Source organism: Agromyces sp. P2_B3, assembly GCF_056404815.1.
Window position 1 is genome coordinate 468,131 of record NZ_JBFUDH010000002.1, and the last position, 18,245, is coordinate 486,375.

Annotated in this window: 15 protein-coding genes; 11 read left to right on the forward strand and 4 right to left on the reverse strand. The window is 71.5% G+C overall.

Annotated features, from left to right (window positions below):
• Window positions 1-10: 10 nt before the first annotated feature.
• The 9 genes from AC1DZA_RS05000 (at window position 11) to AC1DZA_RS05040 (ending at window position 12,630) form a co-directional block, all read left to right on the forward strand.
• Entirely contained in the window at window positions 11-982 is a 972-nt protein-coding gene (locus AC1DZA_RS05000; protein ID WP_309972956.1) for an AAA family ATPase, read from the forward strand.
• The gene (locus AC1DZA_RS05005; RefSeq protein WP_476771933.1) at window positions 979-2,304 is read left to right on the forward strand and encodes a DUF58 domain-containing protein; all 1,326 of its coding nucleotides are present in this window, start codon (window positions 979-981) and stop codon (window positions 2,302-2,304) included. The genes AC1DZA_RS05000 and AC1DZA_RS05005 overlap by 4 nt, the downstream gene beginning before the upstream one ends.
• The gene (locus AC1DZA_RS05010) at window positions 2,301-4,610 is read left to right on the forward strand and encodes a transglutaminase TgpA family protein (protein ID WP_476771934.1); all 2,310 of its coding nucleotides are present in this window, start codon (window positions 2,301-2,303) and stop codon (window positions 4,608-4,610) included. The genes AC1DZA_RS05005 and AC1DZA_RS05010 overlap by 4 nt, the downstream gene beginning before the upstream one ends.
• The gene (locus tag AC1DZA_RS05015; protein WP_476763403.1) at window positions 4,607-5,194 is read left to right on the forward strand and encodes a hypothetical protein; all 588 of its coding nucleotides are present in this window, start codon (window positions 4,607-4,609) and stop codon (window positions 5,192-5,194) included. The genes AC1DZA_RS05010 and AC1DZA_RS05015 overlap by 4 nt, the downstream gene beginning before the upstream one ends.
• Window positions 5,195-5,329: 135 nt before the next feature.
• A complete protein-coding gene (locus AC1DZA_RS05020; RefSeq protein ID WP_476771935.1) occupies window positions 5,330-8,230 on the forward strand; it encodes an FtsK/SpoIIIE domain-containing protein in 2,901 nt (966 codons plus the stop codon).
• A gap of 180 nt (window positions 8,231-8,410) precedes the next feature.
• Window positions 8,411-9,595, forward strand: coding sequence for an ABC transporter substrate-binding protein (locus AC1DZA_RS05025; protein WP_476772011.1), 1,185 nt, complete (start codon window positions 8,411-8,413; stop codon window positions 9,593-9,595).
• Window positions 9,596-9,611: 16 nt separating this feature from the next.
• Window positions 9,612-10,811 (forward strand): ABC transporter ATP-binding protein, encoded by a 1,200-nt coding sequence (locus tag AC1DZA_RS05030; protein WP_476772012.1) that lies wholly within the window; start codon window positions 9,612-9,614, stop codon window positions 10,809-10,811.
• A 2-nt stretch (window positions 10,812-10,813) separates the two neighbouring features.
• Window positions 10,814-11,731 (forward strand): ABC transporter permease, encoded by a 918-nt coding sequence (locus AC1DZA_RS05035; RefSeq protein WP_309972942.1) that lies wholly within the window; start codon window positions 10,814-10,816, stop codon window positions 11,729-11,731.
• A gap of 137 nt (window positions 11,732-11,868) precedes the next feature.
• Window positions 11,869-12,630, forward strand: a complete 762-nt coding sequence (locus AC1DZA_RS05040) for an ABC transporter permease (protein ID WP_309977754.1) — start codon at window positions 11,869-11,871, stop codon at window positions 12,628-12,630.
• A gap of 120 nt (window positions 12,631-12,750) precedes the next feature.
• Here AC1DZA_RS05040 and AC1DZA_RS05045 read toward each other — a convergent pair whose 3' ends face one another.
• Together AC1DZA_RS05045 and gabT are read right to left on the reverse strand one after the other, a co-directional pair.
• Window positions 12,751-13,740 carry an asparaginase gene (locus AC1DZA_RS05045; protein WP_476771936.1) on the reverse strand — a complete coding sequence of 330 codons (990 nt, stop codon included), beginning with the start codon at window positions 13,738-13,740 and terminating at the stop codon, window positions 12,751-12,753.
• A gap of 4 nt (window positions 13,741-13,744) precedes the next feature.
• Window positions 13,745-15,121: a 4-aminobutyrate--2-oxoglutarate transaminase gene (gene gabT / locus AC1DZA_RS05050; protein WP_476771937.1), complete on the reverse strand. Its 1,377-nt coding sequence runs from the start codon at window positions 15,119-15,121 to the stop codon at window positions 13,745-13,747.
• 137 nt (window positions 15,122-15,258) lie between these two features.
• Here gabT and AC1DZA_RS05055 point away from each other — a divergent pair, with 137 nt between their 5' ends.
• Window positions 15,259-15,735, forward strand: coding sequence for an OsmC family protein (locus AC1DZA_RS05055; RefSeq protein ID WP_476771938.1), 477 nt, complete (start codon window positions 15,259-15,261; stop codon window positions 15,733-15,735).
• Window positions 15,736-15,737: 2 nt separating this feature from the next.
• Here the strand turns inward: AC1DZA_RS05055 and AC1DZA_RS05060 are convergent, their stop codons facing one another.
• Both AC1DZA_RS05060 and AC1DZA_RS05065 read right to left on the reverse strand, forming a co-directional pair.
• Window positions 15,738-16,649: a hypothetical protein gene (locus AC1DZA_RS05060; RefSeq protein ID WP_476771939.1), complete on the reverse strand. Its 912-nt coding sequence runs from the start codon at window positions 16,647-16,649 to the stop codon at window positions 15,738-15,740.
• Window positions 16,650-16,695: 46 nt separating this feature from the next.
• A complete protein-coding gene (locus AC1DZA_RS05065) occupies window positions 16,696-17,457 on the reverse strand; it encodes a lysophospholipid acyltransferase family protein (protein WP_476762456.1) in 762 nt (253 codons plus the stop codon).
• Between the two features lie 104 nt (window positions 17,458-17,561).
• On the opposite strand from AC1DZA_RS05065, the gene AC1DZA_RS05070 reads away from it, so the two are divergent.
• Window positions 17,562-18,200 (forward strand): 4'-phosphopantetheinyl transferase family protein, encoded by a 639-nt coding sequence (locus AC1DZA_RS05070; RefSeq protein ID WP_309972934.1) that lies wholly within the window; start codon window positions 17,562-17,564, stop codon window positions 18,198-18,200.
• The last annotated feature ends 45 nt before the right edge of the window (window positions 18,201-18,245 follow it).

An 18,245-nucleotide genomic window follows, 5' to 3' on the forward strand; every position in this document is an offset into this window, starting at 1 on the left:
AGGAGCAACGATGACGATGACCCCCGAGGAGGCGACGCGCTTCGCCGCGAACCTCGACCGACTGGTCGGTGCGGTCGAGGAGGTGCTGCTCGGCAAGAACCGGGTCGTGCGCCTCGCGTTCACGGCGCTCCTCAGCGAGGGCCACCTGCTGCTCGACGACGTGCCCGGCACCGGCAAGACCTCGCTCGCTCGCGCCATGGCCCAGTCGGTCGCGGGCACCAGCAACCGGGTGCAGTTCACGCCCGACCTGCTCCCGGGCGACATCACCGGCGTCACCGTCTACGACCAGCGCAGCGGCGTGTTCGAGTTCCACCCCGGTCCGATCTTCGCGAACATCGTGCTCGCCGATGAGATCAACCGTGCCAGCCCCAAGACGCAGTCTGCGCTGCTCGAGGTGATGGAGGAGGGCCAGGTCACCGTCGATGGCCGGACGCATCCGGTGGGGCATCCGTTCATGGTCATCGCGACCCAGAACCCCGTGGAACAGGCTGGCACCTACCGGCTGCCCGAGGCGCAGCTCGACCGGTTCCTCATGCGGTCGTCCATCGGCTACCCCGATCACGCATCCACCATTCGCATCCTCGAGGGCGCCGACCAGCGGGCGCACGACCAGCGGGTGCCGTCGCAGCTGGACGCCGCCGAGATCGTCGACATGGCCGCCCTCGCGCGCACGGTGTACGTCGACCCCACCATCCACGACTACGTCTCCCGACTCGTCGACGCCACCCGCACGGCCCGCGAGGTGCGTCTCGGAGTCAGCGTCCGCGGCGCGCTCGCGCTCATCCGCGCTGCCAAGACCCACGCCGCCGGGCGCGGACGACACTACGTCGTGCCCGACGACGTCAAGGCGCTCGCCGAGCCCGTGCTCGCGCACCGCCTGATCCTCGACCCCGAGGCCGAGTTCGACGGCGTGACGACCTCGAACATGATCGCCCAGGTGCTCATCGAGACGCCGCCTCCCTCCAGCAGGCAGGCCGTGTGAGTTTCACCCAGACCCGCACGACGATCCCCGAGGAGGCCAAGACAGAGGGCCTGCTCGCGGTCGTCATCGGTCGCGTCGTCGTCGGCGTCCTCGCCGCGGCGGGGGTCGTCGCGGGCTGGGCGCGAGCCGTGCAGGGCGTCGTCACGCCGGTCGGCTGGGCGACCATCGCCGGCAGCGTGGCCGCGCTCGCCGTCGGCTACGCCTGGGGCTGGGCCGAGTTCATCGCCATCGGCTGGGGCCTCGCCCTCCTCGTCGCCGCGGCATCCGTCTGGCTGATCGGTCGCGGCGCCTCGACGATCGAGCTGACCCTGCCGACACCGCGCGTGGTCGTGGGCGAGCTCGCCGAGGCCCGGCTCGTGGCGGCGAACCCCGGACGGCGGCGGTTCGGCGGCGTGCAGCTGGAGCTGCCCGTCGGCGGCAAGGTGCTCGAGCGGGTCCTGCCCGGCCTGCCGAAGGGCGGGGCGTTCGACGAGCAGTTCCGGATTCCCACGGACCGGCGGGGCATCGTCCCGATCGGACCCGCCCGAACCGTGCGAGCCGATCCGGTGGGGCTGATGCGGCGCGAGATCGTCTGGTCGCAGACGGTCGACCTGCACGTGCACCCGCGCACCATCGCCATCGCTGCCCTCAGCTCGGGCTTCATCCGCGATCTCGAGGGCTCGCCGACGCGCGACCTCACGGCGAGCGACATTGCCTTCCACGCATTGCGCGAGTACGTCCCGGGCGACGACCGCCGATTCATCCATTGGAAGAGCTCGGCGAAGACCGGCACGTTCATGGTGCGCCAGTTCGAGGAGACGCGCAGGAGCCGGCTGATGGTCCTGCTCGACCTCGAGCCCGGCGCCTACGTGGACGACGCGGAGTTCGAACTCGCCGTGAGCGCCGCGGCCTCCGTCGGCGCTCGCGCCATCCGCGACGCGCGGACGGTGTCGTTCGTGGTGTCCGGCCGGAACCACGACGGCATCGCGTCGCGCATCAGCGGCATGCGTGAACTCCCGACCGTCTCGCGCGACCGGCTGCTCGACGCGCTCTGCGTGGTCGAGCCCGATGAGCAGGCCGTGCTGCTGCCCGACGTCGCCCGGGCCGCGGCCGAAGGACTGCCCGGGCTCTCGCTCGCGTTCCTCGTGAGCGGCACGGCCCGCGGCGTCGCGCCCCTCCGCTCGGCCGCCTCCCGCCTGCCCGGGGGTGTGGAGGCGGTGGCCGTGCAGTGCTCGCCCGAAGGCGAGGCCACCGCTCGCACCGTGGCCGGCCTGACGGTGTTCGGCATCGGCTACCTCGAGGACCTCCGGTCGATGCTCGCGAGATCGGCGTCGGTCACATGAGCACCGCACGTCGGCCGGTGCCGACGCGGCGATTCTGGTCGACCGCGATCAGCGTCGCGCTCGTGGTCGCCATGCTCACGGCGGCGATGATCCCCTGGTGGCCGGTCTACGAGAGCCCGGCATTCCTCATCGCGGCCGGTGTCGCGATCGTCGCCGGGTCGGCCATCGGGATCGGCGGCGCGACCTTCCACTGGCCCGCCTGGGCGGTCGTGATCGTCCTGTTCGGCGCCTACGCGCTCCTGGGCGTGCCCGTCGCCGTGCCGAGCCGCGCCATCGGGGGAGTGATCCCGAGCCCGCAGGGCCTCATCGAGCTCGTCGCCGGCGCAGCGCTCTCGTGGAAGCAGCTCGTCACGATCGCCGTGCCCGTCGGCTCCTACCAGGCGCTGCTCGTCCCGCCGTTCCTGCTGGGTCTCGTGGCCTCGACCTGCGCCGTGACCATCGCGCTGCGCAGCCGGAGGCCGGCAGCGGCCGTCATCCCGCCGGCGGTCCTGCTCCTCACCGGGATCGCCATGGGCGTGGTGCACGCGGCCCTCGCCGTCGAGACGGGCCTCATCTTCCTCATCACGGCCGTGGCCTGGCTCGTGCGCGTCGCGATCGCCAACCGCCGCGCCATCACGAGCGGCCGACCCGTGGAGGCGGCGCTCGCCGACGCCCGCCGTGTCCTCGGCGCGTCGGCGATCGTCGCCGTCGCGCTGATCGGCTCGGCCGCGGCATCCGTCGCACTGCCGACACCAGCGCGCAGCGTCGTTCGCGCCGAACTCCAGCCGCCGTTCGAGCCGCGCGCGCAGCAGAGCCCGCTCACCGGGTTCCGTGCGGCGTTCGAGCCCGACGTCGCCGACGACGAGATGCTGGCCGTCCGCGGCCTCCCGCCGGGGAGCGGGCTGCGCATCGCGGCCCTCGACACCTACGACGGGATCGTGTACTCGGTCGGCGGCACCGACGGCTCGGCCGAGTCCGGTCGCTTCACCCGCGTGCCGTATCGGCTCGACCAGACCGACGTCGACGGCGAGCAGACCGAGATCGAGGTGGAGGTCCTCGGCTACTCGGATGTGTGGGTGCCGGGCATCGGGCAGCTCGAGCGCATCTCCTTCGCCGGACCGCGCGCCGAGGTGCTCGCCGACGGATTCTTCTACAACGACGTGACCGGAACCGGGGCGATCAGGGCCGGCCTCACCCAGGGCGATCGCTACACGGCGAGATCGGTGACGCCCGTGCGGTCCGAAGCCCTCGCGGAGCTCGATCCGGGCACCAGCGTGCTTCCCGCCGCGCCCGACCTGCCCGACGGGTTGTCGGAGCTCCTCGACGCGTGGGCTCCCGCGTCGGAGGAACCCGGTGAACGGCTCCGTGACATCGTCGACGGGTTCCAGCGCGACGGGTTCGTGAGCCATGGGGTCGGCGACGAGCAGCCGAGCCGCTCGGGCCACGCGCTCGACCGACTGGACGAGCTCGCGAACGTTCGACCGATGCTCGGCGACGGCGAGCAGTACGCCGTCGCCGCGGCGCTGATGGCCAGGGAGATCGGCTTCCCGGCGCGCGTGGTGGTGGGATACCTCGCGTCACCGGATGCCGCTGCAGCCGACGCGCCTGCCGATGACGACGGCACCGTGGTGTTCCGCAGTCGCGACCGACAGGCGTGGATCGAGATCCAGACCTCGGATGGCGCATGGGTCCCCGTCAACCCGAACCCCGACGTGCGCGACATCCCCGAGCGCGAACCCGACCAGCCGACGGTCGTCTCACGGCCCCAGTCGGCCCTGCCGCCACCGGCCGAGCGCACGCCCGTGGAGGAGCTCGACTCGGACCCCGACCTCTCCCTGGACGAGCCTGATGACGGCGCCGAGCCGTGGGTCGCCGCGCTGCTGGCCGGACTCACGATCGCCGGGTTCGTGGCGCTGGGACTCGCCCTGCTGATCAGCCCGTTCCTCGCCGTCATCGTCGCCAAGATCCGGCGACGCCGGGTGCGCCGCCGTGCACCGACGCCCGTGGAGCGCATCGAGGGCGGCTGGCAGGAGTTCGCGGACACCGCGGCCGACTACGGCTACCCGATCCGGCCGAACACGACCCGTGCCGAGCAGGCCGCCACGGTCGGCGGACTGGCACCGCTCGTGCTGGCCTCCGTCGTGGATCGTGCGGTGTTCGCGCCCGACGGTCCGACCGACGGAGACGACGAGCGCGTGTGGGACGTGGTCGACGAGCTCCAGGAACGACTCGGCGCGCCCCGCAGCCGCCTCGAGCGACTCCGGGCGGCGATCTCCCTCACCTCGCTCGGCGGGTACGCTGTCACGCGGAGAGGAGCCAAGCCGTGACGTGTGCGATCTGCGGGGCGGAGCTCCCCGAGGGGGCGATGTTCTGCGGCGACTGCGGCAGCTCCACCAGCGCCACACCCGAGTCGCGTCGTCGATCCGACCCGCGTCCCGGTGATACCACGGCGATCGAGCGCCCTGCACGGCGCAACAGCGGCGTCATCAGCATCCCGGTGGACGGATTCCGGGCAGCGTCGGCGATATCCGGGCCGGACGCGCCCACCGCCGACAGCGCGGTCGAAGACGTCGAGGCGATCGCGGCTCCGACCTTCGTGCTGGCGTTCAGCACCGGCGAGACGCGCATGGTCTTCGGCACCGGGCTCATCGGTCGCAAACCTCTGCCGCAACCGGGGGAGCGGTTCGACCATCTCGTGCAGATCGCCGATGGTTCGCTCTCCGTCTCGAAGACCCATCTCGAGTTCGGCGAGCACGAGGGGGTGCTCTGGATCGCCGATCGGTTCTCAGGCAACGGCACGATCGTGCGTCGTCCCGACGACGGGGCCGTGAGGTGCGAGCCCGGACGGCGATACCTCGTGCCCCGGGGCAGCCGGGTCGAGCTCGCCGAGCAGTCGTTCGTCGTGGCCTGATCACGCCCCCGGGGCGGTCCAGGCCGCCGCAGGCGGCTCCGAGCACTCGTCCTCGACAGGTGAGCGGATGCCGCGAGCGCGGCTTCACACGGCCGAGGGGCTCGCTCCCGCGCTCGGGGATGATCGGATCACGGGGTGGACGCACCGCCGAACGACACCGCCGCTCTGCTCCCGGAGCACGCCCACGTCACCCCACTGGCCCTGCCGGCGCATCCGCCGCCGCCCACCTCACCGGGCTTCCCGTGGATCGCCTCGGTCGCCCCGATCGCGGGTGCCGCCATGCTCTGGGCGATCACGGGATCCGCCCTCTCCCTGGCGTTCGCAGCGCTGGGTCCCGTCGCCGCAATCGCCTCGCTCGTCGACGCGCGGCGACACGCTCGCCGGGCGACGAGGCGGGCCGCGGTCGACCGCGCGGCGGCGATCGACGAGCTGAGAGCGGCCGTGGCGGCACGGCACGAGCTGGAACGAGCCGTCGCGTGGCATCGGGCCACCCCGTCCCGTCGGATCACGGAGGACGTCCGCCCGTTCGAGTGGCGCGAGGGGCCACCCGGCTTCGTCCTCGTCGGCAGCGGCGGCGCGCAGAGCTCGCTCCGCATCGACGGCACGGCGGTCGACGACGGCGATCGTGAGCTCCTCGCGCTCGCGGCTCGGCTCGATCGCGCGCCGGTCCACGTTCCCGTCGACGGGGGGATCGGCATCGTCGGCCCCTCGCCGCTCGCGCATGCCCTCGCTCGTGCCCTCGTCGTGCAGCTTGCCCATCGCTGCCGTCCCGACACCACGCACATCGCCGTCCCCGAAGGTGACGCGTGGGATTGGGCGTCGCGCCTCCCGCATCGGGGCGGCGACGCCCGGGTACGCGTCGTCGACCTCATCGACGGCCGTCGGGACATCGGGGCACCCCGAAGCGACGCGGAGGTGCAGATCGTGCTCGCTCGGACGCTCGAGGAGTTGCCGCCGGGCCTCGCGACCGTGCTCCTCGTGCACGGCCCGGGCAGGGCGACCGTCGACCGGCGGGGCGATGCCGCTCCCCGACGGGCCGTCGTACCCGAACTGCTCGGCATGTCCGAAGCCGGCGCCTGGGCCGCACGCGTGCAAGCGGTCGCCGCGCGGGACGGGTTCGGCGCGGCGACCGCCCTTCCTGACCGCATCGAGCTGCAGCGACTCGGTCGCGCGACAGGGGTCGCCCGCTCGAGGAGCACGCTCCGCGTGCCCGTCGGCGTGACGGACGCCGGCCCGCTGGAACTCGACCTCGTGGAGCGTGGGCCGCACGCCATCGTCGCCGGCACCACCGGCAGCGGCAAGAGCGAATTCCTCCTCGCGTGGATCGCGGCCATGGCGCGTGATCACCTTCCCGACGCCGTCACGTTCCTCCTCGTCGACTTCAAGGGCGGAGCCGCCTTCGAACCGGTCCGCGAGCTTCCGCACGTCGTCGGCGTGGTGACCGATCTCGATGAGGCGGAGGCCGAGCGGGCCGTGCTGAGCCTGCGCGCAGAACTCCGCCACCGCGAGTCGGTGCTCCACGCTGAGCGCGCGCGCGACATCACCGATCTCGGCGCAGCCGTGGAGCTGCCACGACTCGTGATCGTCGTCGACGAGTTCCAGGCCATGATCGAGCGGTTCCCAGAGCTCGGTGCGGTCATCGCCGACATCGCCGCCCGCGGGCGATCGCTCGGGGTGCACCTGATCCTCGCCTCCCAGCGCCCGAACGGAGTCGTCCGCGAACAGGTCACGGCGAACTGCGCGATCCGCGTCTCCCTCCGCGTGATGGACACGGCCGACAGCATCGCCGTGGTGGGCAGCCCGGCCGCCGCATCGATCGGGCCGGCCACGCCGGGCCGTGGCATCGTCGACCCCGGCGACGGTCGCGTCGTCCCCTTCCAGTCGGCGATCGCCGACCGGGTCACGGTCGACGCGATACGCGTCGCCACCCCGTCCGCCTCGCGGCCACGGCGGCCGTGGGTGGGCCCGTTGCCCCAGCGGCTCGACTCCGAGGCGCTCGCCGCCGCGTTGGTGACCGCGCCTGTTCCCGACGGATCACTGGCTCTCGGCCTCGTCGATGCGCCTGAGCGGCAACGCCACGAGATCCTCGCGTGGGCCCCGGCGCGCGACGGGCACCTCCTCGTCGTCGGAGCGCCCGGAAGCGGGCGCAGCACGGCCCTGTCCGCCATCGCGCGGGCCGCTCGCCGGGCGGGCATGCCGGTCACGATCATCGGCGGGCCGCAGAGCGTTCAGTGGGACCGCCTCTGCGATGCGGTGCAGCGGATGCGCGGGGGAGTCGCTGCGTCGGGCGAACTCGTCGTCATCGACGACCTCGATGTCGGCTTCCGCGATTGGCCGGAGGACCACCGCATCGCCGCGCTGGGGATGGTCGAGACCATGCTGAGGGAGGGTCGGGGCCGCGGTGTCGGCATCGCCGCAGCCGCAGGCTCGGCGCACCGCCTCGGCTCGGCCGCCAGGGAGCTGTTCGGGCAGACGCTGCTGCTCCGCCACGCGTCCCGGTCCGACCTCGTGCAGGCCGGCGGCGCCGGCGCGATGTGGCGAGCGGATGCGCCGACCGGTTCCGGCCAATGGCACGGACGCCGGGTGCAGGTCGTGGAGGCGCCCGTGATCCCAGGGTCACCCGCCGAATCCCTCCGACCGCTCCGGATTCGCGCCTCCGGCGTGTGTGCCGTCGTGACGGCGTTCCCCCGGGCCGACGCCCAAGCGCTCCGGGCGCTGGGATTCCACCCCGTCGTGCTCGGACCCTTCGGGGATGCGGAAGTCCGCGCGGCGATGGCGGCACCATCCGGGGCCGAAGCCTCGTGCGTCATCGTCGTCGGCGACGCCGACGCGTGGATGGGCAATTGGGCCATCGCCGCGCAGATCCGCGAGGAGGCCGACGTCGTCGTGCGCGGCGGCATGCGGGAGTTCCGGGTCTTCGGCCGGGGCGCGGCGCCGCCATCGCTGCTCGATCCCGCGACGGACGCCTGCTGGCACTCGCCGAGTGGGGGCGGCCTGCCGGCCCGGGCGGGCTGGCCACCGAGCGCGAACGACTGAATCCGTGCATGAAGCGCGCCGAACGGTACTGAAACCGCATGCGATGTTCCCAGGAATTAACGATTCGGACATGATCCGGTGAATGTTGCCAAGCAGTGTGGCAGTATCGACGGCACCCCAGCTTGTGCCCGCAACCCGAATGGAGTTCCCGTGAGCGCTCGGCCCCTTCCCGAGGACCCGATGATCCGATCCCTGATCGCGCAGGCCCGCCGCGCCCAGCTGAATCGACGCGCGTTGCTGGCCGGCGCGGGTGCGTCCGCGTCGGCGCTCGCGCTCGCGGCCTGCTCACCGGGTGGCGCGAAGGGCAAGCCGACGCCCGCCGCCGACACCTCCGACTCCGACAAGACCCTCAACTGGGCGAACTGGGCGGCCTACATCGACGAGGACGACAACGGCGACTACCCGACGCTCGTGCAGTTCACCGAGGAGACGGGCATCAAGGTCAACTACGACGTGGCCGTCGACGACAACAACACGTACTACGGCAAGGTCAAGGACCAGCTCGCGCTCGGCCAGGACATCGGCGCCGACACGGTCTGTCTCACCGACTGGATGGTCGGTCGCTGGATCCGGTTCGGATACACGCAGGCGCTCGACCACGCGAACATCCCGAACCTCGCGAACCTCACGCCCGCGCTGCAGGACCCCGACTTCGATCCCGGTCGCAAGTTCTCCGTTCCGTGGCAGGGCGGCTTCGCCGGCATCTGCTGGAACACCGAGGCGATCCCCGGCGGCTTGGCCTCGGTCGAGGACCTCTGGAACTCCGAGCTCAAGGGCCGGGTGGGCGTGCTCTCCGAGATGCGCGACACGATGGGCCTGATCATGCTGCAGAACGGCGTCGACATCGCGGGCGACTGGGGCGACGACGAGTACTCGGCGGCCATCGACATCCTCCGCGAGCAGGTCGAGAACGGCCAGGTCCGCAACATCAAGGGCAACTCCTACCTCGAGGACCTGAAGAGCGAGGACACGCTCGCGGCGATCTGCTGGTCGGGCGACATCACGGTCATCAATGCCGAGGCCGGCGACAAGTGGCAGTTCGCCATCCCGACGGCCGGCGGCACGCTGTGGAACGACAACTTCCTGGTGCCCGTCGGCTCGCCGCGCAAGACCAACGCGGAGACCCTCATCAACTACTACTACGAGCCCGAGGTGGCGGCCGAGGTCGCCGCATGGGTGAACTACATCACGCCGGTCGTCGGCGCGAAGGAGGCGGCCGCGGCGATCGATCCCGAGCTCGCCGAGAACCAGCTCATCTTCCCCGACGAGGACACGCTGTCGCAGGCGCACATCTTCCGCACCCTCACCGGCGCCGAGGAGCAGAAGTACCAGGCCGAGTTCCAGAGCATCCTCCTGGGCGCCTGAGGCCGTGGCGACGATGATGGCGATGCGCGAATTCGCCGAACGCGGCGCAGACCTCCAGCTGGTGGGCATCCAGAAGCGGTTCCCCGGCTTCACGGCGATCGAGGAGCTCGACCTCACCATCCCGGCGGGGTCGTTCTTCGCCCTGCTCGGGCCCTCGGGCTGCGGCAAGACCACGACGCTCCGGCTCGTCGCCGGCCTCGAGGAACCCACCCGTGGCCGCATCCTCATCGGCGGCACCGACGTGACCGACACCAAGTCGCACGAGCGACCCGTGAACACGGTCTTCCAGAGCTACGCGCTCTTCCCGCACATGAGCGTCATCGAGAACGTCGCGTTCGGGTTGAAGCGGCGGCGCATCGGCGACCCGCTCGGCAAGGCGCACGAGGCGCTGCGGCTCGTCGAGCTCGACCACCTCGCGCAGCGGCGGCCCCAGCAGCTCTCGGGCGGTCAGCAGCAGCGGGTGGCGCTCGCGCGCGCCATCGTGAACCGACCGGCGCTGCTGCTCCTCGACGAGCCGCTCGGCGCCCTCGACCTGAAGCTCCGGAGGCAGATGCAGCTGGAACTCAAGACCATCCAGGAGGAGGTCGGCCTGACCTTCCTGCACGTCACGCACGACCAGGAGGAGGCCATGACCATGGCCGACACGGTCGCGGTCATGAACAAGGGCGCGATCGAGCAGATGGGTGCCCCCGCCGAGCTGTACGAGCTCCCGCGCACGGTGTTCGTGGCGAACTTCCTCGGACAGTCGAACCTCTTCACGGGCGAGGTCGTGGACACCACGAGCACCGCGATCACCGTCGACGCAGGCGGCACCCGCATCGTCGTGCCCGCGGCGCGGGCCCAGCGTCACCGTGGAACGGTGACGGTCGGCGTGCGGCCCGAGAAGGTCACCCTCCACACGCAGGCGCCGGCCGCATCACCGGACCGTAACGTGGTCGGCCCCGGACGGGTGCTCGACGTGTCATTCTCCGGGGTGAGCACGCAGTACCTGGTCGACCTCGGCGCGCTCGGAACGGTGCTCGTGTTCGCCCAGAACGTCGGCTTCGGTCCGGTCGCGGCGCTCGGCTCAGACGTCTGGGTCAGCTGGGAGGTCATGCACGGGTTCGGCCTCGATGACGTGGCGGGCGAGGCGGGCCGCTTCCCGGCCGACGACTCGACGACCTCGATCGCCGCCCAGCGGCGCGAGTCGCTCGTGTCGGAGCTCGAGGAGGGCTGAGCATGGCCTTCGCAGCATTCGCGACCGCGGAGGCGCAGGCACCGGCCCAGGCTCCGAAGCGGCGCAGCCGCATCGCGCTCTTCCTGCTCCTGCCCGGCATCCTCTACCTCATCCTGTTCTTCCTGACGCCGCTCATCTCGCTCCTGCTCACGTCACTGCAGGCGCCGGCCGAATTCGGGGACATCGGCGAGTACGACTACGCGTTCAACTGGCAGAACTACGTGGACGTGGTGCAGCAGTACCTGCCGCACATCGCCCGTTCCTTCGGCTACGCCCTCGCGGCGACGGTGTTCGCGCTGCTGTTCAGCTACCCGCTCGCCTACTTCATCGGCGTGAAGGCCCGGCGCTGGCCGCTCCTGCAGAGCCTGATGCTGGTGCTCGTCATCGCGCCGTTCTTCATCAGCTTCCTGCTGCGCACCCTGGCGTGGAAGCAACTGCTCTCCGACGAGTCGTTCATCATCACCTCGCTGAAGGCGCTCTCGCTGATGGCTCCCGACGCGCACTTCACGGGCACGCCGTTCGCGGTGATCTTCGGTCTCACCTACAACTTCATCCCGTTCATGACGCTGCCGCTCTACACGACGCTGGAGCGCCTCGACACCCGCTACCTGGAGGCAGGCAGCGACCTCTACGCGAGCCCATTCGCGGTGTTCCGCAAGATCACGATCCCGCTGTCGATGCCCGGCATCGTGGCGGGCACGCTCCTCACGTTCATCCCGGCGGCCGGCGACTACGTCAACGCCAGTCGTGACTTCCTCGGCGGTCCCGACACCCAGATGATGGGCAACGTCATCGAGGCGAACTTCCTCGTGCTGCTGAACTACCCGGCGGCCGCGGCCCTGTCGATCATCCTGATGGCGGCGATCCTCGTGCTCGTCGGCATCTACGTGAAGCGTTCCGGAACGGAGGACCTGCTGTGAGCGGTGAAGTCCAGGCGGCCGCCGTGCTCGGCGGATTCTCCGAGAGCGAGCAGCAGGAGGACGCCCGAGGTCCGGTCCGTGCCCCCCGCCGCCGCCGGATCGGCCTGGGCGACTGGCTGCTGCCCGCCTACACGATCATGGCGTTCGTCTTCCTCATGATCCCGATCGCCTACACGTTCGTGTTCTCGTTCAACGACTCGATCAAGTCGAACATCTCGTGGCGGGGCTTCACCTTCGACAAGTGGCTGAACGTCTGCAACGTCGAGGGCGGCGCGGTCTGCGAGGCGTTCGCGAACAGCATCATCATCGGCCTGGTGGCGACGGTGATCGCCACCGCGCTCGGCACGGCGATCGCGATCGCGCTGGTGCGGTATCGCTTCCGCGCACGATCGGTGATCAGCCTGTTGCTGTTCCTGCCGATGGCGACTCCCGAGGTGGTGCTCGGCGCCGGGCTCGCCGCACAGTTCTTGGCGCTCGGCGTGCCCAAGGACATGACGACGATCATCCTGGCGCACACGATGTTCTGCATCAGCTTCGTGGTGGTGACGGTGAAGGCCCGGGTGTCCAGCCTCGATCCGGCGCTCGAGGAGGCCGGCCGCGACCTGTACGGCTCGCCGGCGCAGGTGTTCTGGCGCATCACGTTCCCGCTGCTCACGCCGGGCATCATCGCCGCGGCGTTGCTCTCGTTCGCGCTGAGCTTCGACGACTTCATCATCACGAACTTCAACTCGGGATCCACCTCGACGTTCCCCAAGTACATCTACATCTCCGCATCGCGCGGCATCCCGGCCGAGGCGAACGTCATCGCCTCGGCGGTCTTCCTGTTCGCGATCGTGCTCGTGGTCGCGTCCCAGATCTCGCGAGCGGCACGGGCGAAGCGGCTCGCGAAGCTCGGCTGAGCGCGCACGGCCGCTGAGGGCGCAGGGCCGCCGAGCCCGCTGTGCCGCCCAGCCCGCTGTGCCGCCCAGATGACGGATGCCGCGCCGGGCGGCCGGGCGCGGCATCCGTCGAAGCGACGATCAGATCGTGGCGCGGATCTGCCCGACCCGGCGCTCGCCGCCCATGACCCACAGGTCGAGCTCGGTCTGCACATCGTCGACCGCGGCGTCGTCGACGGCACCGGCGGCCGCGAGCAGCCGCAGGGCGATGATCGTCGAGGCCCGCGACGAGCCGTCGAGCACCTTCAGCGCCGTGGTCGTGCCGTTCGGCGCGGTCATGACCATGACACCCTCGGCGCCCACCTTCGCGAACACCCCGAGACGTTCCATCGCCACCGTGTCGGGCTGGCCGGGTCCGCCGACCGCCCACGGGTGCTCGCGCGCGGCCTCGGTCAGCGCGGCCGCCTCCCGGTAGAGGGCGAACGGCGACGAGGTGGCGGCCGTCGTGATCTTCTGGATGCCGCGCGCCAGCGCGACCAGGCTGATGGCGTGCACGGGCGCGCCGCAGCCGTCGACCGCGGTCGCAGCCGGTCGCTCACCGGTGAACCGCTCGAGCACGTCCAGGATGCGCTTCTGCAGCGGATGCTCGGGGTCGAGGTAGCCGTCGAGCGGCCACTCGTTCGCCACGCAGGCGAGCAGCATCGCAGCGTGCTTGCCGGAGCAGTTCATGTAGACGCGATCGCGCGGCGCGCCGCTTCGGATGAGCTCGTCGCGTGCGACCTGATCGGTCGGCGCCGCGGGCGGGCAGCCCAGCGTCGAGGTGGGCAGCGAGGCGCGGCCGAGGAGGCCGCGCACGAGGGCGACATGTGCGGCAGTGCCGGAGTGGCTGGCCGTCGCGATCGCCGCGTCCTCCCCGCGGAGGGACACGCCCGACGTCATGACGGCGACCGCCTGGAACGGCTTCAGGCACGACCTGGGGAAGACGGGGGTGCGGGTGTCTCCGAGGGAGCGCAGGACCTCGCCCTCGGGGGAGAGCACGACGGCGGAGCCGGCGTGCCTGGACTCGATGAAACCACTGCGCTCGATCACGGCGAGTTCGACGGCGTCGCTGACGGAGAAGGTACCGGTCACCGGGTCATCCGAGCGCCGCGAATGCGTCGTCGAGCACGCGGAGCCCGTCGTCGATCAGCTCATCGCTCACGGCGAGGCTCGGCAGGAACCGGAGCACGTTGCCGAAGGTGCCCGCGCTGAGGAACAGCACGCCGTGCTGCGCCGCGTCGGCGATGAGCGCGGAGACCGCCTCGGGATTCGGGAGCTTGGTCGTCTGCCCGGTGCCCGGCTGCACGAGCTCGATGGCGATCATCGCGCCGAGGCCGCGGATCTCGCCGATCACGTCGTAGCGCTGCGCGAGCCGCTCGAGTCCGGCCTTCAGGCGCGCCCCGATGCGCTCGGCCTCGGCGAGCAGGTGGCCTGCCTCGATGGACTCGAACACGGCGATGGCGGCGGCGCAGGCGACCGGGTTGCCGCCGAAGGTGCCGCCGAGGCCGCCCGGCTGGGACGCGTCCATGATCTCGGCGCGGCCGGTGACGGCAGCGAGCGGCAGGCCGCCCGCGATGCCCTTCGCGGAGAGCACCAGGTCGGGCTCCCATCCGAAGTGCTCGCTGGCGAAGTACCGGCCGGTGCGGGCCATGCCGCTCTGGATCTCGTCGGCGATCATGACGACGCCGTGCTCGGTGCACCAGGCCTGCAGCCTGGGCAGGAAGCCCTCGGCCGGGACCATGAAGCCGCCCTCGCCCTGGATGGGCTCCACGACGAGGCAGGCGAGGTCGGTGGCGCCGACGACCTTCTCGAGGTAGGTGATGGTGCGAGCCGCGGCATCCGCACCCGAGAGGCCGTCGCGGTAGGGGTAGGAGCTGGGCGCGTGGTACACGTCGCCGGCGAGCGGGCCATACCCCGTCGCGTACGGGTGCGCCTTGTAGTTCATGGCCATCGTGAGGTTGGTGCGGCCGTGGTAGGCGTGGTCGAGCACCGCCACGGCGCGGCGGCCGGTGAACTTGCGGGCGATCTTCACGCCGTTCTCGACGGCCTCGGCGCCCGAGTTCACGAGCACCGACTTCTTCTCCCAGTTGCCGGGGGTGTGCTCGGCGAGGAGCTCGGCCACGCGTACGTACTCCTCGTAGGGGGTGATGGTGAAGAGCGTGTGCACCACGTCCTGCAGCTGGTCGGCCGCGGCCTGCACCACGCGCTGCTCGGTGTGGCCGACGGTGGTCACGCCGATGCCGGCGCCGAAGTCGACGAACTGGTTGCCGTCGACGTCGACGAGGATCCCGCCGTTCGCGCGGTCGATGTACACGGGCAGCGCGGAGGACACGCCGGCCGACACGACCTTCGCGCGTCGGGCGTGCAGCTCCTGTGATCTCGGGCCCGGGATGGCGGTCACGACGCGGCGCTCCTGCACCACGGAGTACACCGGGGCGGACGCGGTCTCAGCGGGGATCTGGGTGTCAGTCATGATGCTCCAACCCTATCGTCGCGGCCGCCTCGGGCCGCAGCCGTCGGACGGCCTCCGACCCGTCGGATGGTGCCAGAATCGAAGGACGCGCGCCCGGCCCGGATGCCGCGGAATGCGCGCGCGACGGGAGGAACGGCATGCTCGGCGAACACCACTACGCGGTGGAGGTGGAGTGGCAGGGGGATCGGGGCGAGGGCACCTCCGGGTACCGCGCCTACGGACGCCAGCACGTCGTGCGCGCTCCCGGCAAGCTGCACGACCTCGCGGGGTCGAGCGATCGGGTCTTCCACGGCGATCGCGAGCGGTGGAACCCCGAGGAGCTCCTGCTCGCCGCCCTCAGCCAGTGCCACATGCTCTCGTACCTGCACGTCGCGACGCGTCACGGCGTGGTGGTGCGCGAGTACACGGATGCCGCGACGGGAACCATGATCGAGGACGGCCGTGGTGGCGGCGCGTTCAGCGAGGCCACGCTGCATCCGCGGGTCGTGGTGGCGGATGCCTCGATGCTGGCCCTCGCCGACGAGATCCACGCCGAGGCGGCCGACCTGTGCTTCATCGCGGCATCCGTCGCCTTTCCGGTGCATCACCGGCCGACGGCGGTCGTCGCGGACTGAGGTCAGCCCGCCGCGGCAGGCACCACCGGTTCGACGGCCGGGCAGGGGTGGCCGCCGACGAGGCGCGAGCACGGGGGGAAGAACGGCGGCAGCCGCTCGGCCTCGGGGTCGCCGAACCAGCGGTGCCAGATGCGCCAGAAGTTCAGGTTGCCGAACGCCGAGCACCCGTCGCCCGTGTCGGGGTCGGCGAGCGTCGCGTCGCTCGGCTGGTACGGCGTGTAGTTGTAGAGGTTCGCGGTGGCCTGGTTGCGGATCTCGACGGGTGCGGCGCCGCACTCCGCGTTCGGGTGGAAGCCCACGTCGACGGTGCCGATGCGGTACTGCCGGTCGGGTTCCTCCGTGTACTGCCGGAACTGCCAGGCCGCGTTGTAGACCTGGTTGAAGAAACCGAAGTACTTCGTGTCGCAGTCGGCCGTGTCGGGGCATCCGTAGCCCGTCGCCCGCTCGTAGCCGCTCACGCTCGGCCGCGTCAGCAGCGACTGCTCCTTCTGCAGGAGCACCAGCAGGGTGCGGGGGCTGATGCCGCAGGCCTCGGCGACCTTCGCGACGATGCGGCTGGCGCGTTCACGGATGCCGCCGCGGTACTCCGCGCAGTGCAGGCCGCCCACGGCGGGCTGCGTCGTCGTCGTCTGGGTGAAGTCCGCGAGGCAGCGAACGCCCTCGTCGGGCCGGCACGGCACGGACTCGAGGAAGTCCTGGATCTGCTGCTCGTCCATCGCGGTGCTGTCGTAGAACGACTCGTCGCTGACGATGAGGCCCGGGTCGAACTCGGTCGCGGGCGGCTCGGGCAGGGTCGAACGCGTCCGGGCCGGCTCGGATGGCGGTGCCTCCCCGGCAGCGGACGTGCACGCTGCGAACGCGGCCACGACGAGAGCCGCCGCGGCACAGCGGGCGGCGACCTCGGCGATGCTCATCGTGTCGACGATACCGGGCGGATCGAGGCGTCGGCTGGGAGCCGCTTCAGATGCGCTCGCGCGGCACGACGCGGTCGGCGATCTTGGCGAACGTACCCGACGGCGGCGTCTCGTTGTAGCGACCGGCGAGCTCCTGCCCGCTGAGCTCGTGGATGGCTGCCATGATCTCGTCGGTCGCGGCCCGGCGGGCGCGCCCTGAGGACGCGGGCCCGTGGCCGCTGAGGTCGAGCGGTGCGCCGAAGCGCACCGTCACGGGCCGGATGCGGGGGAGCTTCGCGCCGACGGGCTGGATCTCCTGGGTGCCGATGAGGCCGACCGGGACGACGGTGGCTCCCGTCTCGAGCGCGAGCCACGCGACGCCGGTGCGGCCGCGGTAGAGCCGGCCGTCGAGCGAGCGGGTCCCCTCGGGGTAGAGCGCGAACGCGGCGCCCGACTCGAGGATGCGGCGGCTCTGGTCGAGGGCCTCCTGCGCCTGCGCGCCGGCGCCGCGTTCGACGGCCACGGCGCCGATCGCGGAGAAGAACGTGCGCGACACCCATCCCGAGAAGCCGGTGCCGGTGAAGTAGTGGGACTTCGCGAGGAACTGCACCGGGCGCGGCGACGCCAGGGGGATCACGATGCTGTCGACGAAGGAGAGGTGATTGCTCGCGAAGATGACCGCGCCGCGCTTGGGCACGTGCTCGGTCCCGGTGATCGTGGGGCGGTACACGAGGCGCACGAGCGGACGGAGGAAGCCGCGGACGATCGGGTAGAGCGGGCCTTGGCGCACGGTCGCTGCGGGTACGGCGTCGGCCTCGATCTCGCTCACCGTACGACCTTAGGCCGTCGGGCATGCCGGGGCCGGTATATGGGCGCGCCCGATTCGGCGCCCCAGGACCTCACGACGGAGCCCGGATGCGCGAGGATAAGGGCATGGACCTTCCCGCGGACGGCGAGCTCATCGAGCTCGAGGCCGCCGGCGCGCGCGTGTTCGTCCTCGGCGGCGGTCGTCGGCTGCCCGCTGCCGACGCCGTCCTGCGCGGGCTCATCGCCGACGCGTCGGGCGTGCCGGCCGACGACGTCGAACTCGAGCACGCCTGCGGCGTCTGCGGAGCGAGGCACGGTCGCGTGAGCGTGCCCTATCCGCTCACTCCGTCGGGCGCGTCGTGGTACGCCGACGTGGCGGTGTCGGGTGATGCGATCGTCGCGGCAGCGGCCACGCGGCATCCGCTCGGCGTGGGCATGGAGGTGGCCACGCTCGACGCGGGCTCGGTGATCGACGAGGCGGCGTTCCACTCGACTGAGCGCGCCGCGCTCGACGAGCTCGATCCCGCTCGTCGGGCGCTCGTGCGTGCGACGCTCTGGGCGCGCAAGACCGCGTTGCTCCGCGCGGTCGGCCACACCGACTTCATCGAGCCGTCCAGGCTCGCCCTGTCGATCCCCGGCGACGACGGCGGCACCGGCAGCATCGTGCGGAGCGTGCCCGAGTTCGGCTCGGGGTGGCGCAAGGTGCGCTTCCACGACGTGCCGGTGCCCGGCAACCGCGCCGCGTCGGTGGCCGTCATCGCCTGAGCGGCCCGTCATCGCCTGAGCAGTACGATCGACGGTCCGACCGGC

Excerpts from the sequence above, each read along its gene's own strand:
- AC1DZA_RS05060 (WP_476771939.1), bottom strand. The coding sequence starts at position 16,649 with ATGAGCATCGCCGAGGTCGCCGCCCGCTGTGCCGCGGCGGCTCTCGTC.
- AC1DZA_RS05000 (WP_309972956.1), top strand. The coding sequence starts at position 11 with ATGACGATGACCCCCGAGGAGGCGACGCGCTTCGCCGCGAACCTCGAC.
- AC1DZA_RS05055 (WP_476771938.1), top strand. The coding sequence starts at position 15,259 with ATGCTCGGCGAACACCACTACGCGGTGGAGGTGGAGTGGCAGGGGGAT.
- gabT (WP_476771937.1), bottom strand. The coding sequence starts at position 15,121 with ATGACTGACACCCAGATCCCCGCTGAGACCGCGTCCGCCCCGGTGTAC.
- AC1DZA_RS05035 (WP_309972942.1), top strand. The coding sequence starts at position 10,814 with ATGGCCTTCGCAGCATTCGCGACCGCGGAGGCGCAGGCACCGGCCCAG.
- AC1DZA_RS05030 (WP_476772012.1), top strand. The coding sequence starts at position 9,612 with ATGGCGATGCGCGAATTCGCCGAACGCGGCGCAGACCTCCAGCTGGTG.
- AC1DZA_RS05070 (WP_309972934.1), top strand. The coding sequence starts at position 17,562 with ATGGACCTTCCCGCGGACGGCGAGCTCATCGAGCTCGAGGCCGCCGGC.
- AC1DZA_RS05010 (WP_476771934.1), top strand. The coding sequence starts at position 2,301 with ATGAGCACCGCACGTCGGCCGGTGCCGACGCGGCGATTCTGGTCGACC.
- AC1DZA_RS05025 (WP_476772011.1), top strand. The coding sequence starts at position 8,411 with ATGATCCGATCCCTGATCGCGCAGGCCCGCCGCGCCCAGCTGAATCGA.
- AC1DZA_RS05040 (WP_309977754.1), top strand. The coding sequence starts at position 11,869 with ATGGCGTTCGTCTTCCTCATGATCCCGATCGCCTACACGTTCGTGTTC.